This window comes from Peribacillus sp. NJ4 (genome assembly GCF_030348345.1).
Taxonomy (GTDB): domain Bacteria; phylum Bacillota; class Bacilli; order Bacillales; family DSM-1321; genus Peribacillus.
In genome coordinates this window covers 1,596,236-1,611,740 of record NZ_JAUCFQ010000001.1, presented here as the reverse complement: position 1 = coordinate 1,611,740, position 15,505 = coordinate 1,596,236, and the positions used below count along the sequence as shown (strand labels likewise).

19 protein-coding genes, 1 pseudogene and 1 other annotated feature are annotated in these 15,505 nt (G+C 41.9%); of the genes and pseudogenes, 2 read left to right on the top strand and 18 right to left on the bottom strand.

From position 1 onward, the window contains the following. Positions 1–49: 49 nt before the first annotated feature. A complete protein-coding gene (locus tag QUF94_RS08100) occupies positions 50–538 on the bottom strand; it encodes a dUTP diphosphatase (protein ID WP_289318320.1) in 489 nt (162 codons plus the stop codon). A 109-nt stretch (positions 539–647) separates the two neighbouring features. Between QUF94_RS08100 and QUF94_RS08095 the strand changes: the two genes are divergently transcribed. Beyond that, a complete protein-coding gene (locus tag QUF94_RS08095; RefSeq protein WP_101222875.1) occupies positions 648–1,028 on the top strand; it encodes a sigma-w pathway protein ysdB in 381 nt (126 codons plus the stop codon). Between the two features lie 53 nt (positions 1,029–1,081). Here the strand turns inward: QUF94_RS08095 and QUF94_RS08090 are convergent, their stop codons facing one another. From QUF94_RS08090 to speD, 13 genes are all read right to left on the bottom strand, one after another. Beyond that, the gene (locus QUF94_RS08090) at positions 1,082–1,651 is read right to left on the bottom strand and encodes a TVP38/TMEM64 family protein (RefSeq protein ID WP_289315403.1); all 570 of its coding nucleotides are present in this window, start codon (positions 1,649–1,651) and stop codon (positions 1,082–1,084) included. A 60-nt stretch (positions 1,652–1,711) separates the two neighbouring features. Further along, the gene (locus QUF94_RS08085; RefSeq protein ID WP_289315402.1) at positions 1,712–1,987 is read right to left on the bottom strand and encodes a DUF1294 domain-containing protein; all 276 of its coding nucleotides are present in this window, start codon (positions 1,985–1,987) and stop codon (positions 1,712–1,714) included. A 67-nt stretch (positions 1,988–2,054) separates the two neighbouring features. Further along, positions 2,055–2,414: a 50S ribosomal protein L20 gene (gene rplT, locus QUF94_RS08080; protein ID WP_034309067.1), complete on the bottom strand. Its 360-nt coding sequence runs from the start codon at positions 2,412–2,414 to the stop codon at positions 2,055–2,057. Positions 2,415–2,449: 35 nt separating this feature from the next. Beyond that, positions 2,450–2,650: a 50S ribosomal protein L35 gene (gene rpmI, locus QUF94_RS08075; RefSeq protein ID WP_034309070.1), complete on the bottom strand. Its 201-nt coding sequence runs from the start codon at positions 2,648–2,650 to the stop codon at positions 2,450–2,452. A gap of 34 nt (positions 2,651–2,684) precedes the next feature. Beyond that, on the bottom strand, positions 2,685–3,185 hold the full coding sequence (gene infC, locus QUF94_RS08070) for a translation initiation factor IF-3 (RefSeq protein ID WP_034309072.1): 501 nt from the start codon (positions 3,183–3,185) through the stop codon (positions 2,685–2,687). Positions 3,186–3,283: 98 nt separating this feature from the next. Further along, positions 3,284–3,420: a sequence feature (ribosomal protein L20 leader region), on the bottom strand. Positions 3,421–3,545: 125 nt separating this feature from the next. Beyond that, on the bottom strand, positions 3,546–4,040 hold the full coding sequence (locus QUF94_RS08065) for a GNAT family N-acetyltransferase (RefSeq protein WP_289315401.1): 495 nt from the start codon (positions 4,038–4,040) through the stop codon (positions 3,546–3,548). A gap of 52 nt (positions 4,041–4,092) precedes the next feature. Beyond that, positions 4,093–4,263, bottom strand: coding sequence for a hypothetical protein (locus QUF94_RS08060; protein WP_289315400.1), 171 nt, complete (start codon positions 4,261–4,263; stop codon positions 4,093–4,095). 105 nt (positions 4,264–4,368) lie between these two features. Beyond that, the gene (gene thrS / locus QUF94_RS08055) at positions 4,369–6,300 is read right to left on the bottom strand and encodes a threonine--tRNA ligase (protein ID WP_289315399.1); all 1,932 of its coding nucleotides are present in this window, start codon (positions 6,298–6,300) and stop codon (positions 4,369–4,371) included. A gap of 413 nt (positions 6,301–6,713) precedes the next feature. Beyond that, the gene (gene ytxC, locus QUF94_RS08050; protein ID WP_289315398.1) at positions 6,714–7,550 is read right to left on the bottom strand and encodes a sporulation protein YtxC; all 837 of its coding nucleotides are present in this window, start codon (positions 7,548–7,550) and stop codon (positions 6,714–6,716) included. Between the two features lie 121 nt (positions 7,551–7,671). Next, entirely contained in the window at positions 7,672–8,610 is a 939-nt protein-coding gene (dnaI, locus tag QUF94_RS08045; RefSeq protein WP_289315397.1) for a primosomal protein DnaI, read from the bottom strand. Further along, positions 8,597–10,021, bottom strand: coding sequence for a replication initiation and membrane attachment family protein (locus tag QUF94_RS08040; protein WP_289315396.1), 1,425 nt, complete (start codon positions 10,019–10,021; stop codon positions 8,597–8,599). Before QUF94_RS08040 ends, dnaI begins: the two co-directional genes overlap by 14 nt. A gap of 52 nt (positions 10,022–10,073) precedes the next feature. Continuing rightward, positions 10,074–10,535: a transcriptional regulator NrdR gene (gene nrdR, locus QUF94_RS08035; RefSeq protein ID WP_063232877.1), complete on the bottom strand. Its 462-nt coding sequence runs from the start codon at positions 10,533–10,535 to the stop codon at positions 10,074–10,076. A gap of 262 nt (positions 10,536–10,797) precedes the next feature. After that, positions 10,798–11,178 carry an adenosylmethionine decarboxylase gene (gene speD, locus QUF94_RS08030; RefSeq protein ID WP_034311443.1) on the bottom strand — a complete coding sequence of 127 codons (381 nt, stop codon included), beginning with the start codon at positions 11,176–11,178 and terminating at the stop codon, positions 10,798–10,800. A 573-nt stretch (positions 11,179–11,751) separates the two neighbouring features. Here speD and QUF94_RS08025 point away from each other — a divergent pair. Beyond that, positions 11,752–11,994, top strand: a pseudogene (locus tag QUF94_RS08025) (IS5/IS1182 family transposase); the annotation flags it as partial. A gap of 143 nt (positions 11,995–12,137) precedes the next feature. On the opposite strand, the gene QUF94_RS08020 reads toward QUF94_RS08025, so the two are convergent. The 4 genes from QUF94_RS08020 to mutM form a co-directional block, all read right to left on the bottom strand. After that, the gene (locus tag QUF94_RS08020; protein WP_289315395.1) at positions 12,138–13,175 is read right to left on the bottom strand and encodes a glyceraldehyde-3-phosphate dehydrogenase; all 1,038 of its coding nucleotides are present in this window, start codon (positions 13,173–13,175) and stop codon (positions 12,138–12,140) included. A 159-nt stretch (positions 13,176–13,334) separates the two neighbouring features. Further along, positions 13,335–13,934 carry a dephospho-CoA kinase gene (coaE, locus tag QUF94_RS08015; protein ID WP_289315394.1) on the bottom strand — a complete coding sequence of 200 codons (600 nt, stop codon included), beginning with the start codon at positions 13,932–13,934 and terminating at the stop codon, positions 13,335–13,337. Between the two features lie 24 nt (positions 13,935–13,958). Then, positions 13,959–14,591, bottom strand: coding sequence for a sporulation membrane protein YtaF (gene ytaF, locus QUF94_RS08010; RefSeq protein ID WP_289315393.1), 633 nt, complete (start codon positions 14,589–14,591; stop codon positions 13,959–13,961). A 79-nt stretch (positions 14,592–14,670) separates the two neighbouring features. Continuing rightward, the gene (gene mutM / locus QUF94_RS08005) at positions 14,671–15,501 is read right to left on the bottom strand and encodes a DNA-formamidopyrimidine glycosylase (RefSeq protein WP_289315392.1); all 831 of its coding nucleotides are present in this window, start codon (positions 15,499–15,501) and stop codon (positions 14,671–14,673) included. Between the last annotated feature and the right edge of the window lie 4 nt (positions 15,502–15,505).

The following is a 15,505-nucleotide window of genomic DNA, read 5'->3' as shown; positions in this document are numbered from 1 at the left end:
CATTACAAGAATAATTATACAGAAAATCGATTGCATAAACAATCAACAATCAGTAGCCTTGCTTTTGCCGTTCGTAGTTTACTTCATTTTTGCTTACATATGCTTTTTCGACATCCACTGCTGAAAATCCAAGCAACTCCCCTAAATGTAAATACTCAGCAAAAACCTTTTGGAAAGATGACTCTGTCAATTGCGTGCGAAATTCACTGATGTAGCCGTAAATAGCAGTAAATTGAGCCGTCAAATCCTCCTGAGGCATCTTGAGGGCGGATGGAACTTCAGGTTCAAATCCCAGTTCGATCCCGAGTGACAAAATGAAATGAATCCCATCCACGTATTCAGCCAAAATCGTTTCTTTATCAGAGGGGCCTTTGAGACTCCAAAATTTAAAACATCTCGTTTCATTAGCCAACTCCCCAAGCTCCACCAATAGAGCAAGTATCTTCCGTTCGACCAAGTCTTCAGCACCCAAATCATGCTTTGATTGTATATGCTCATCTAACGCTGCCTGCATGTCCATTAATTTACCTATGTTCATTTTCATCACTACTTTCTATCGTCTTCCTTTAAATTATATCAAATAAATGAAACTTATTAAAAACCCATACGTAAATGAAGGGAATCACTCTGTTTAGGGAGGTAGCTCCATGGTATTGATCATGCGGTTCATTCTTTTGGCTCTTATCATCTTCTTAATATATACAGTCATCAAATACCTATTTAACCCGAAAAGAAAATTAGAGCTGGCACATGAACAGAAAAAGTTCTTTCTGCTCGACGATACAGCCAATATACGAAAGAATTTTTTATTGACGTACAACGGGGTGATGTTTGAAGGGGAAAAGTATTTAGGGACGACGGAGCGCTCCTTCGAGGTCATATCCATCTTCATATGGCCTAAAAAAGTTGCGGGCCTGAAAGGCTTGAAGCGAAATGACTTTTTAAAAATCGAGGAAGCGATAAAAAAACAATATCCGGATGCCGTCATTGATTGGAAAAGCCCGGTTAAGGAATTTTTGCAAAAATGAAAAATATCACGCACAACAAAGAGCCTTGAGAAAAATGAACTCAAGGCTCTATATTAATCATGGGAACGGAAAAATTCCTTCCAGGGAACGACCGTCTGCTTCTCTCTCAATAAATATAGTAATAAGGTTAATGATAATAAAATAATGACGATCAGTGTTGGACTGAAATCGGCAATATAGTGGCCAAAAACCGTGTATACGAATGCTACAGGGATATTAGTCATGAAAGATAGATAAAAGTAATTTTTCAACCCTTTATTGGATTCCAATAAGCAAAGCGATAATAAGTAAAAATGTATGAATGGTATTAATCTCAGTACTGCAATTTGCCGGCTGTTTAGCTTTCGGTTTCCAAACAACTTATTCTTAAGCCGCAGCAGCCTTTCCTTTGTTTTCGGAAATTTGCCTATCACGAAATAAAAGGCCATACTGGACAACGTCAAACCGATTACCGAATAGATGGTCCCAAAAGCGGCCCCGAATAATACTCCGCCAGACATGCAAACCACAATGACGGGAATGAATAAAAATTGCCTTAATAAATGAAAAGTGATAAAGATAAGTGGTGCAAACACGCTTCCGGATTGAATGTAGCTCATCACAAGTGTCAGTTTATCATTCATGCTCTCCCTCCAGCTACTCTTTGCTGCTTCTACAAGCATATACATTATACGGGCTACATATTACCATTGAATGAATATCTTGATCAATAAGCCTATTTGAAGAATCATCAATATAGGCAGGCCCCATTTAAAAGCGCCATGCTTCGTCTTATGGCGGAAATGCTTCATCCCCAGAAAGGATCCTGTCCCTCCACCTATGACCGCCCAAAACCAAAGTTTCTTTTCGCTGATCCGGTACTCCCCATTACGCGCTTTCCTTTTGTCGACTCCCATTATGGCAAATCCCATGATGTTCGTGATGATCATATAAACAACAATGAACCATACTCCTTGCATCCTCATTCCCTCCTTTAAATGTAAAAAGCCACCCTCTTGAAAAGAGAGTGGCTGATATCAGTCAGACTTATTTGTCTAATTGTTGTTTAGCAGCAGTTGCTAATTGAGCAAAAGCTTGTTCGTCAGCAACAGCAAGATCAGCAAGCATTTTGCGGTTCACTTCGATACCAGCAAGCTTTAGACCATGCATTAAACGGCTGTAAGAAAGACCGTTGATGCGTGCTGCAGCGTTGATACGAGTGATCCAAAGTTTGCGGAAATCACGTTTCTTTTGACGACGGTCACGGAAAGCATAGTTTCCTGACTTCATTACTTGTTGGTTAGCTACTTTGAAAAGAATATGTTTCGCGCCATAGTAACCTTTAGCTAATTTTATTACCTTTTTACGACGTTTGCGAGTAACAGTACCGCCTTTTACACGTGGCATGTTATTTCCCTCCTATTTAACTCGATAAATCGAACTTATTTAATGTTGTCTAGCATATGACGAATACGTTTGAAGTCACCTTTGCTTACAAGGCTAGCTTTGCGAAGCTTACGCTTTTGCTTAGTAGATTTGTTAGCAAATAAATGGCTTGTGTAAGCGTTAGAACGCTTAAGTTTGCCGGATCCAGTCTTTTTGAAACGTTTAGCAGATCCGCGGTGAGTTTTCATTTTAGGCATAAGGTATTCCTCCTCATTACAAATTACTTTACAATTACTTTTCGTTTTTCGGTGCTAAGATAATGAACATGCTGCGTCCGTCCATTTTTGGGTGTTGCTCGATTGTAGCCACTTCTTTACATGCTTCAGAAAAACGAACGAGTACACGTTGACCAATTTCCTTATGCGTAATGGCACGTCCTTTGAATCGGATAGAAGCTTTTACTTTATCGCCTTTTTCAAGGAATTTAATTCCGTTGCGAAGCTTCGTATTGAAATCATGTTCTTCAATCGTCGGGCTCAGACGAACCTCTTTCAGACTGATGACTTTTTGATTTTTACGTGCTTCCTTGTCTTTCTTTTGCTGCTCGAAGCGGTGTTTTCCGTAGTCCATGATCCGGGCTACCGGAGGCTTTGCATTTGCAGCAACTAAAACTAGATCAAGATTTACACGAGCGGCAATTTCCAATGCTTCGAATTTCGTTTTAATTCCAAGTTGTTCTCCGTTTTGGTCAATAAGACGAACTTCACGGGCTCGGATGCCCTCGTTTACCATCGCGTCTTTACTAATAGTTAGCCACCTCCAAAGATATTGGCGAATACGAATATTTGAATCAATTCGGTCACGCTCACAACTCGCTTACAGGATATAATCATAATAAAAAAGTGTGGATGCATGCTGCACCCACACTGATAGACTCATTCAGAAAGATCCAAATAATCAAATCATGACCTGTTAACTGCATTGCTTGCGTCAACCAGGTGAGAAGCGGGTGCTTCTTCTTTTCCTCAAACACGTATTCAATTCACTTTAGAAATATATCATAAACACTGATGACTTGTCAAATGCTAATTTATTCGTTTTTCCAACAAAATTAATATTATCAGACATTCTGTTATTTGACAATACGTTTTTTTAAAGTAATTTGGACAAAAAATATTCATCATGATACTTTCCACCAAAAAACAGCGATTCCCGCTTTATTCCTTCTTTTTCAAAACCCATCTTTTCATATAAGGAAAGCGCAGGAGCGTTGGTTGCAATTACGGACAATTCCAGGCGCCTGATTTCGTTTGTCCGTGCATGCTCCTCCATTTTCTGAAATAACTTCGTACCGATGCCTTTTCCTCTATCCTGTTCGGCAATGCCGATGACGATTTTGGCTGAATGTCTGGTTCGGCCCAATTGATTGCCCAATAATATTAGGTAACCATTCAAATCATGGCCGCTCGCAGCAACGAGGAAAACAGAAAGGGGATTTTTTTCGATTTGCTCCAGTTGCTTTTCCATTTGCTTCCCCGTCGCTTTTCTTTCCCCAGGGTTGAACAGCATATATCCGGAATCTTCAACATGATTGAATAGAGCTGCCAATTTACCCGCGTCTTCCCTTGAAGCCTTTCGAATTTCCATTTCTCCCACTCCCCCTTTGGTTACAGGCCATACTGATCGAAGCCATCAAAAATCAAGAGTTTTCTTTCGCCTTTTTCTTTTTCTCAATGTTGTCCCAAGAAAATAGGGCTATCCAAAAAAGCAGGACCGGGACAATGGCATACTGCCGATAATCATCCAATAACAATAAGATGATGATGGCAAGGAATGTTGGCCCGAATAGATAAGTGAATTTCTTTTTCATGCTGACCCTCCTTTTCATTGCTGTACATATATTCACATGATGGTTTCATTTTATCATGCCTTAATTAATAAGAGGGACACAATAATATGTGCCCCTCCATTGCTGTTAGCGGCTTACTTCCGCTTTAATCGCTGAAACAAAATCTTCAAATGCGATCGTTTCCGATTTTTGTTCACCGTATTTACGTACGTTCACGCTGCCTTCTTTGGCTTCATTGTCTCCAACAACCAGCATGTACGGGATTTTTTGCATTTGCGCTTCACGGATTTTATAACCGATCTTCTCGTCACGTGTATCCAGATCGACACGAATGCCTTGCGCTTTAAGTTTTTCCTGGACTTCTTTCGCATAATCCAAGTGCACTTCAGGTGAGACCGGAATCACTTGTGCTTGGATGGGTGCCAGCCAAGTCGGGAATGCCCCCTTGTATTCTTCGATCAAGTAAGCGACAAAACGTTCCATTGTGGAAACGACCCCGCGGTGGATTACTACCGGGCGGTGCTGCTTGCCGTCTTCACCGACGTAATTAAGATCAAAACGTTCAGGAAGCAAGAAATCAAGCTGAACAGTGGATAGCGTTTCATCTTTTCCTAAGGCAGTACGCACCTGAACATCAAGCTTAGGACCGTAGAATGCCGCTTCACCTTCCGCTTCAAAGTAATCCAGACCAAGTTCATCCATAGCACCTTTTAACATGCTTTGGGCTTTTTCCCACATGGCATCATCATCAAAGTATTTTTCTGTATCCTGCGGATCGCGATATGACAGACGGAATGAATAATCCTTGATATCGAAATCTTTATAAACTTCCAGGACCAGGTTAACAACACGCTTGAACTCTTCTTTGATTTGGTCGGGACGGACGAATATGTGCGCATCATTCAATGTCATCCCACGTACGCGCTGAAGGCCGGAAAGGGCACCTGACATTTCATAGCGGTGCATCAAGCCAAGCTCGGCAATCCGGATTGGCAGTTCGCGGTAGCTGTGGATACTGTTTTTATATACCATCATGTGATGCGGACAGTTCATCGGACGCAGGACAAGCTGTTCGTTTTCCATCTCCATGACAGGGAACATGTCGTCCTGGTAATGATCCCAGTGTCCAGATGTTTTATAAAGGTCCACGCTTCCCATTACAGGTGTGTAGACATGGTCATAACCCAGGCGTTCTTCTTTATCCACGATATACCTTTCGATTGTCCGGCGGATTGTCGCGCCTTTTGGTAACCACATCGGCAACCCTTGCCCCACTTTTTGTGAGCTCATGAACAAGTTCAATTCCTTGCCGATTTTACGGTGGTCACGTTCCTTGGCTTCTTCAAGGAAACGTAAGTGTTCGGATAAATCTTCTTTCTTATAAAAAGCCGTACCATAAATGCGCTGAAGCATTTTGTTTTTGCTATCGCCTCTCCAGTATGCACCAGCGATGCTCAAAAGCTTGAATTCTTTGATTTTCCCAGTTGATGGAACGTGAATTCCACGGCAAAGGTCAAAGAATTCCCCTTGCTCATAGAGCGTTACTTGCTGATCGGCAGGGATCGCATCGATCAACTCCAGTTTATACTCGTCGCCTATTTCTTTAAAACGGGAAATGGCCTCATCACGACTCACTTCGATACGGGAAATTTCCAAGTTTTCATTGACGATTTTCTTCATTTCTTTTTCAATCAATGGAAGGTCATCGGGAGTCAATGATTCTTCTAGATCAATATCGTAGTAAAAACCGCCCTCGATGACTGGCCCTACACCGAATTTAGCATTTTTGTACAAACGTTTGATCGCTTGTGCCATCAAGTGTGCTGTACTGTGACGTAATATTTCAAGAGCATCGGCTGCGTCCTGTGTAACGATTTCGATTGTACCGTCTTGTTCAATCGGGCGTTTCAAATCATATAATTCACCATTGAATTTTCCGGCAATGGATTTTTTCCTTAAACCAGGACTGATGGATGCAGCGATGTCTTCAGTTGTAGTGCCCTTAGCAAACTCCTTGACCGCTCCGTCAGGAAAAGATATTTTCAGTAATTCAGACATACAGTTTCACTCCTTCTTATTGTTCAAACAAATTAAGGGTTTTTGATTCCATTACAACACAAAAAGCCCGCCCCTGTATAAAACAGGGACGAGCTTAGTAATAAATATCATTAACCCGCGGTTCCACCCTCGTTCCATCTTGCTTTTCACGGCAAAACGGCACTTGTAACTTGGTAACGGCAGCTTCCCGTCAGCTCATATTCGCAGAATGCTTGCTTTCCGAGCCGAAGTTTAAAGGTGGTAAGTGTTCCATGCGAATAGGAAGCTTACAGCCTGTTGGCTTCCCTCTCTGATAATCGGCGACTAGAATACCCTTGTCCTCATCATAACTTTTTGTTTTTTAATAGTATGTAGGAAATTATAATTTGTTATACGGTGAAAATCAAGGTTAATTTTCTTTTTTACAAGAAAGATCATTCAAATGCATTAGAAAAAGACGAAAGTGGCAAGATGGTTGCCCGTTCTTCGAAAATCCTTGAAATGGTCTGGATCAGCCCTTCTTCCTTGTCATCGGTATAGATACACAAGTTTTCAGGAGCAATCGATAAAAGTGGGGCAAGTATCACCGTATCTAGAAAAAGTGAACTTTTGGCAAGAAGCCTCCTGTCGATCATACTATTGATTTTTGGACGGTCGAGCTTGCTGAATTTCTGATCATAGAAGTGAAAACCATCCCGATTGACGAGGTGAAGCTTTCTTAATTTCGACTCCTGCCCCTGAAGGCAATCACGGAGAGTGGCAATGAAATTTTGATAATCCTGTTCCAACTTGTATTCATCAATCGCCTTGACGACATACTTTTCCAAAGTGTGCTGAAATGATTTTAAACGGAAGGTCGTAAAAGAATCGAATGAAAAAGATACCTTCCCCGCCAAAATGCTTTGTAGTCCTTCCTCAATCAATCGTTTCTCCGTACTGAATACTTCTTCTTGATTCCTTGCACGTTCCCCTTCAATGATGGATGAAGCAATCTCAGTGATGGCTTCAATTTCTTCCCGTTCCCTATAAAAAAATTTACCGACTATTATTTGCTCCAGAACAGGAAGCGTCTTTTCTTCCAATAAAAAAGAATGAAATGCATCACGAAGCAGAATTAGCCATTTATCACCTGAAGACTCCGTCATATCCACATGCATGCCTTGTTGCGGAAGAAATCGAATGTATGGTTGAAATTCTGCCCCTAGCGGATGGGCAGAAACGAAATTCAGTAATTTCAAAGCCTCTGAATCGTTTTGAAACGAAATTTGCACTACGACATCCCCCCTTCCCCCTTGCTTCTTTTTTCATGTATATGGGGATGGGGACGTGTTTAGAAGTAGGATGGACCTTGTAATCAGAAAAAAGTGACCTCCATTAAGAGACCACTTTCCTTTATCTTCTCCGATTCACGCCATCCAGCTTGACGGGCTCCGCTAAATATTGAATTCGTTCCAGTACCCTGGCCGCCTTCACTTCTTCCTTCTCACCACGCTGTGAAAAGGTTAGGTGATTCTCCAAGCCATTCATGTCAAAATTCGAAGTGAAAAACGTCGGCAAGTTTTCCAGCATCCTAAATTGCAAAATCGGACCAAAAACCTCATCGCGTCCCCAGCTCGTCATGGACTCCGCTCCAATATCATCCAGCATGAGGACAGGTGCCGTTTTCACCATCTCAATTTTTTCATTGACCGTATTATCACCTATCGACCCTTTAAGTTCCCTCAAGTAGTCAGGCACATAGACAATAAGGGAGGAAATTTGCCTTTCTGCAAGTTCATTGGCAATCGCACCTAATAAATAGGTTTTCCCAACACCGAATTTCCCGTATATATATAAGCCTTTTTGCCTTTTACCCGGCTCATACTCCATAATGAACGACATCGCCTTACTTAAAACACTCAAGCGTTTGTTTTCATCATCCGTTTGAGTGAAGTCCTCGATGGTCGCCTTTAAAATATCCTTCGGCACGTAAAGGCTACGGATCAATTTTTCCCGTTTTCGCTTTTCATCCTCTGCGAATTTCCGCGGGCAGATTTCATAATTCAGATTCAAGGCCTTCCCTTGAACGACCAATTTAGGATAATACCCATGCATCATATTGATGCAGCCATCCAAGCTTGGACATTTATCACACTTATTGCTTTGTGAAGTGAACTCATAAAGCTTCCCCAAGTTTTTGTCTATCATTTCCTTCGTGACAGTCGAACTGTTGGCATTCAAAAATAACCGCACCTGTTCGTCTTCAAAAATCTCCTGCTTCAGCTTTTCATAACGCTCTTGAAATTGGTTTGTATTGGCCAATTTATTAAGGGATCTATTAATCTTTTCCATCGTTCATTTCACCTCCAGCTTTCCACTGCTTCCATTTCTCCTGAAGCTCACGTTTCTGGGCATTCAATTCAGGTTGATCCGCAGTCTGCTCCTGCTGTGCTTCTTCTTTTTTCTCAAGCCACTCCGGAACCACTTCTTCCCGTATCGTCTTTTTCCGGCCGCCCTTCGCAACATTCCTGCTTCCCTGAGCCCAGTCCTGATATTTCCGGTGTTCATTTTTAGCCAGTTCCATCGCCTCGATGACCGTGGAGACCTTCAGCCGTGCCCAATGGCCTGCCAGCTTTTCCACATAGCCCTTCGTGAACTTCATATCCGTTTTGAGCATGACATATTCAATCAAGACATTGACGACACCCGGATTCAGCTTTTGATTGATCATCACGCCCTCCACCACTTTCAAATCACCGCTTGATGGCTCAGCACCGCCTGACAATTGCATCAGCCGCTCTCTTGGAGAAATCGTCTCCAAATGACGGATGAGCTCTTGTTCCTGCGTTTTCGGTTCTTCTTTTTGTGTCCGTTCACGGATCGGCTGCACACGATTGACAAGGGAAGGCATATCGGCCTGCCGTTCGATCTGATACCAGTCCCTGGCCGCCTTCCTAAGCAATTCCTCATCGATCTCATCATCCAATGAAACGGCATCCATTACTAGTTTTTGCATTTCAAGCGGATCAATGCCATATAAAAAAGCAAGCTTGGCAATCGTACTTTTTATTTTCGGGGTAAAGGCCTTTTTCGGTACGATCGAGGATTTCATCCCGGCAAATAAAAGTTCAAAATCAAATAAGTTGTCAAACCCCGTTGGTTCGACGCCATCCGCCCGATCGATGAATTGCTGTTCAGGGATCGGTTTCCATTCATTTTTCGCTTCATCCGTTACATATAAAGAGTCCAAGTGATCTGATGAGAATACCTCCGCAAAAGATTTAGTCACACTTTCATATTGATCCGTTAAAATATGATCATCACAAAAGAATCTCTTCAACCGGTTGAATTGTACTTTACCGATCTTTTTGTATAAGTAGATATTCAGCATTCCATCCGTGAAAAACTGCTGGGGGGAAAGCGGCGGGTTTAACTCATAGATAAATTCCTTCGTGTCATTCTCCGATTTCTTATATACATTCAACAAACCGATTCCCTCAAGTAAAAGCCGTGCTTCGTAAATATCACCTAACTTAAGGCCGATGGTATTCATTAATTGATAGTGTGAGGAGGTTTCCGACCATAGCCTGTTTTCCTCCAACTCACTCCATAACGTCATATAAAGGCTGATACAGATAGGTCCAATAAGAGGTTGATATAGTCGGGTCAGTATTTTCCGATCATAATCATGAAGCAGCCCCGCAGATGAGACCAAATATGAATCCGCTGGGAGCAATTCTTGCCAATGCATTGACATCTCCATTCAAACCTTTCAAAAGATGTAGTGAAAAAAGAGCCAAAGTAAATCTTCAGCTCTACTTTCTTTCTTTATTTATTAAATCTTTCAATTCATCGATAAAGACATTGATGTCTTTAAATTGCCGATAGACGGATGCGAACCGAACATAGGCCACCTCATCGACTTCTGCCAGCTTATCCATCACCATTTCGCCGACACTGTCGCTTTTCACTTCCGCTATGCCCTGATTGCGCAGTTCTTTTTCTACATAACTGGTAATTTGCTCTAGTTCTTTCAAGGGAACCGGACGTTTTTCGCAAGCCCTGATTAAGCCACGCAGGATTTTATCACGACTGAACTCTTCCCGTGTCCCGCCCTTTTTCACTACAATAAGAGGTGTTTCCTCCACCTTTTCAAATGTCGTGAATCGAAAACCACATGCCTCACATTCACGGCGTCGTCGAATCGATTTACTTTCATCGACTGGCCTGGAATCGAGCACTCTTGTTCCGTTATATTGACATGATGGGCATTTCATCATTATCAGCTCCGTATTTTATGTAGGACTCCCCTATCTAAATGTTCCCCAAGGAATTACTTTTCTACCTTAATCTTATATTAAAAGGAACGGCCAGTACAAGTAAAAAGTGTAACTTCCAGCAGTATGCACTTTTTGTCATGCACTTGAAGCACCTTTATCAAAGTCTTTGTGTTCATGGTTATCTTACCCTATAAATTGGAGCAAGATTGCTGAATTAAAAAAGAGATGCACCCATGGCATCTCTGTGTATACGTGTTTTTTATAGGGCACTTATATTGGCTTTTTTCATTTGTACAGGACCTAATCCACGTGGTAATTCTATGTTTTCACGTGTTTGCGCGTTCAAAGCTTCTGCAATATAATCTGCCGCAATATTCGGATCCAAGTTACCGCATGTATAGACATCAATGCTAGCATAGCCGTGTTCTGGAAAACTGTGAATCGTTAAGTGTGATTCAGAAATGATGACAACCCCGCTAACTCCTTGTGGAGCAAACTTGTGAAAGGCAACTTCTCGTACCTCTGCACCTGATTTCAAAGCAGCATCAACAAAAATCTTTTCAATTAAATCGATATTGTTCAGTTTTTCAAAGTCACAACCCCAAAGTTCAGAAATGACATGTCTACCCATAGTTTCCATAGTGTAAGCTGTTTCCATATTAAGCTTCCCCCTTACCATGATTAAAAATTAAGTCTGATAACTACCACGGGGGAAAGTTAGTCCAAAGAGGTCCTAACCCTTTAAGTAGCCATCATGCAAACCGCTTTTGAAGAAGTTCACGATTCATAGTATATATGGTTTGAATTTTTTTTGCAACTCCAAATTGAATTTTAGGAAAGATAAACTTTAAATGTAATAGGGATATAGTGAAGGGTCAAATGGGAGGAAAATTACTGTTTTCCGGTTTATTCAGCGCCTTAAAACCGCCAGAATTGATTGATCAATGAATGAAAAATAGCCCGCTAAAAAATTTTAGCAGACCCAGACAGTAAACAAACTCGATAATAATTGAGTTTGCTTACTGTTTTTTTAGATTTTTAATATTTGGCCGTTGATTGGAACGTAGGGCACTCGCTTTCCGCGGGCGGTCCGCCCTCGGCGCCATTGCGCCTGAGAGGTCTCCCTTGGACGCGCTTTTCCCGCAGGAGTCTCGTACACCCGCTCCAATCAACTTTGTTTTAACAGTAAGATGGAACTCTCACAGTCTATTTAAGGAAGAAAACCAAGGAGATTAAGGACAATTCAACTGATCCTGTGAGTAGCTACTATGTGAAAGATGAACGACAAAAACAAGTTTGCCTATTCGGTTCATGCGGCAACAAACCGTTATGGATTTGTGTTGAGGACGATAGTAACACCCGGAAATACGGATGATAGTCATATCAGCCTCTGGTTGAACAAGTGATTGAGAAAATTGGAAAACCAGAAGCAGTTGCTGCAGATACAAAAGAAAAACATGATATGCGATGGGTCAACTATTCTCTATAACTGCTTCAAATCCAATAAAAAATCAAAAAGGTTTCGGAATCACCATTTTGAACCTTTTTGTCTACAAACTGAGCCCGCTAAAAAAAATTTAGCAGGCCCGTTTATTTTCATTATTTTACTGTTAACTCGACTTCTGAAGTTTTTTTCAACTCGGACGCAACTAATTTCACAAGGTCCACTACCCGGTTGGAGTAACCCCACTCATTATCATACCAAGCCAGGACTTTCACTTTCCTGTTCCCAATCATCATCGTTGTCAAACCATCGATGATGGCAGAGTGAGGATTAGTTTTGAAATCGCTGGAAACTAAAGGTTCCAGCGTGAATTCCATGATTCCTTTAAGTTCATTTTCCGAAGCGTCGATGAACGCTTGGTTCACTTCATCAATCGTGACATCACGGTTTAGGTCCACAACAAGATCGACTAGAGATACGTTAGGTGTCGGTACGCGTATCGCCATTCCATGAAGTTTGCCTTTTAATTGAGGCAACACCAGGGAGATGGCTTTTGCAGCCCCTGTGGTGGTAGGAATGATGCTTTCCGCAGCGGCACGGGCTCGTCTTAAGTCTTTGTGCGGGTTATCGATATTATTTTGATCGTTTGTATAAGAATGTATCGTTGTCATTAAACCGTTGTTTATGCCGAATTTTTCATCAAGCACTTTTGCAACCGGTCCAAGACAGTTAGTTGTACAAGATGCATTGGATATGACAAAATGCTTGTCGATTTCCAGCACTTCCTGATTGACGCCCATGACAATGGTAACGTCTTCATTTTTACCCGGCGCAGATAAAATCACTCTTTTTGCCCCTGCTTCTAAATGAAGAGCCGCTTTAGAACGGTCATTAAATTTACCCGTAGCTTCAATTACAATATCTATGTTCATCTCTTTCCAAGGCAATAGCTTTGGATCGCGGTTATTTATTAGTTTTACTCGGCGGCCATTCACTACAAGTGAATCATCTTCCGCTATAATGATACCGTCGAATTTACCATGTATCGTATCATATTTTAGTAAGTGGGCTAAAGTTTCAGCAGGATAGCTTGCATTAATGGCAACAATGTCCAAACTCTCATCTAATATGGCCTTTCGGAAAACCATTCTTCCAATTCTCCCAAATCCGTTAATCGCTATTCTTGAATTCATTGTTCGGACCCTCCAAAAAATATTAATGTTATACTTATTACCTTTCTTATGTAATTAGTATAACATAATTCAGTTGAATTGTGCTAATAAAAATGCGGATTGTTCTTATTTTTTCAACATAAAAGGAAGAAACCCTGAGGTTTCTTCCTTTTATCACAATTATATTACATGCCAATCGCTAAGTATGGCCTTCACTTGCTTCTTCGTATCATTAATGTCCCCATTATTGTCGATGACGGCATCCGCTAAAGCCTTTTTATCGGCCAAGGGCATTTGCGAATGGATCCTGGCAAGTGCCTCCGTCTCCGAAAGACCATTCCTGTTCATTAATCGTTTCAGTTGAACTTGCTCATCCACATATATCAAAAGCGTCTTTTCCACCATGAATGTCAGCTTACTTTCAAATAGGAGCGGAATATCCATGAACACAGTTTCTTCCCCTGAAGCGAGTGCCTCTTCCGTCTTGAGGCGCATCCAATTCCTGACGGCAGGATGCACGATGCCATTCAATAGCAATCTCTTTTCCTGATCATGAAATATTATCGACCCAAGCTTTGCGCGGTCTATATTCCCATCCTTCAATAAGATATCTTCACCAAATGCCTTCACAACTTGATGATAGGCTTCTTCACCTGGCTCAACGACAGCACGGGAAGCCAGATCTGCATCCACAATCGTGAATCCCAGTTCCTGTAAATAGAGGCTGACACTGCTTTTCCCACTGGCGATGCCTCCGGTGATTCCGATGATTTGTCCCATAAGCTCCCCCTTTTAAACCACGTATCATAACTTGAATAAACCGATGATGATCAATAGTACACCTGGAAGAAAGGTCAAATGCTGGACAACTTTATTATTTGAAAGCAATTTCCCGCTTTGAATTCCGCTCCAAATGAAAATCGAACTCATAACAGCGATGCATCCTGCGAGGATAATCGGTGAAATCCCGATCATAGCCGCTCCGACTCCAGCTCCGAACGCATCCAGCGAAAGTGCAAACCCCAGAACAAGCGCTTCAATACCGGTGATCGTACCTGATTTATCAAAATCGGCATTCAATGGTTTTTGTAAAATATTAATGACTACCCCAAGTGATTTAATTTCAAAATTAAAGATGATCTTTTCATGGTATCTATCATCTTTCAGATCTTTTTCAGGCTTAAAATACTGGTATACCATCCAGGCACCAAGAAAGATGAGGATGATGCCCCCCGTTTTTTCAGCCGCCCCGATAGATATGAGCTGGCTGATGAATTGTCCGATGACCATCGCTATACCTAAACTCAATGCAGAACAAAATGAGATGACCGCTATTGACTTTAAGGGGATTTTCATCTTCCGCATACCGAATGTCAAACCTACGCCAAACCCGTCAATACTAACTGCAAAAGCAAGAAAAATAATTTGTAGCCACATCGGAATATTACTCCTTCCCTTCTCGTTGCTACCCTAGTATATGGAAGGAGCCCATCCGATGTGTTTGAAAAAACATTAGCTAAATAAGCGGCTGGCACAACGGGCAAATATGTGTGCCGCGTCCTCCAACAACCAGTTTTTCAAGTGGCGTGCCGCATGTTTTGCAGTTCTCGCCCTTTCGTCCATAGACATTCAGTTCCAACTGAAACATGCCGATTTGCCCTTGAGAGTTGAGGTATGAACGAATCGTGCTTCCGCCTTTTTCCACCGCTTCAGCTAACGTTGCAATGATTTCTGCATGCAACGTTTTTATTTCCTGCAATGTTAGTGAAGAAGCGATTCTCTCCGGATGGATACCAGAACGGAATAACGACTCGTCCACATATATATTCCCAATCCCAACGACAACCGTTTGATCAAGGAGAACCGGCTTGATTTTCCTGTTGGTTCTTGCCAATTTCGCACTAAGCCCCTCGACAGTAAAATCTTCAGATAACGGTTCAGGCCCTAAATGCAATAGCGGCAACCGCTCAAGTTCTTCCCCTTTTGCAAACAGATGCATCGTACCGAATTTCCGGACATCCCTGTAACGAAGTTCACTGCCATCCGTGAAAGTGAAGATTACATGGGTATGCTTATCGTAAGGCTCTTCTTTTGGATGCACCCCGTATTTCCCTTCCATCCTTAAATGCGAAACCATCGAATAATCATCCAATGTGAAAATGAGGAACTTTCCCCGACGGCCTATACTCTGTATTGTCTGACCCCTTAAAGCATCCTGAAACTGTTCGACAGGCTCAGGAGCTTTAATGATCTTTGGCCAGAAGACGGACACTTCCTTGATCTCTTTTCCGAGTACGAGCTGCTCTAACGTTCTTCTGACTGTTTCCACTTCTGGAAGTTCTGGCATTGCA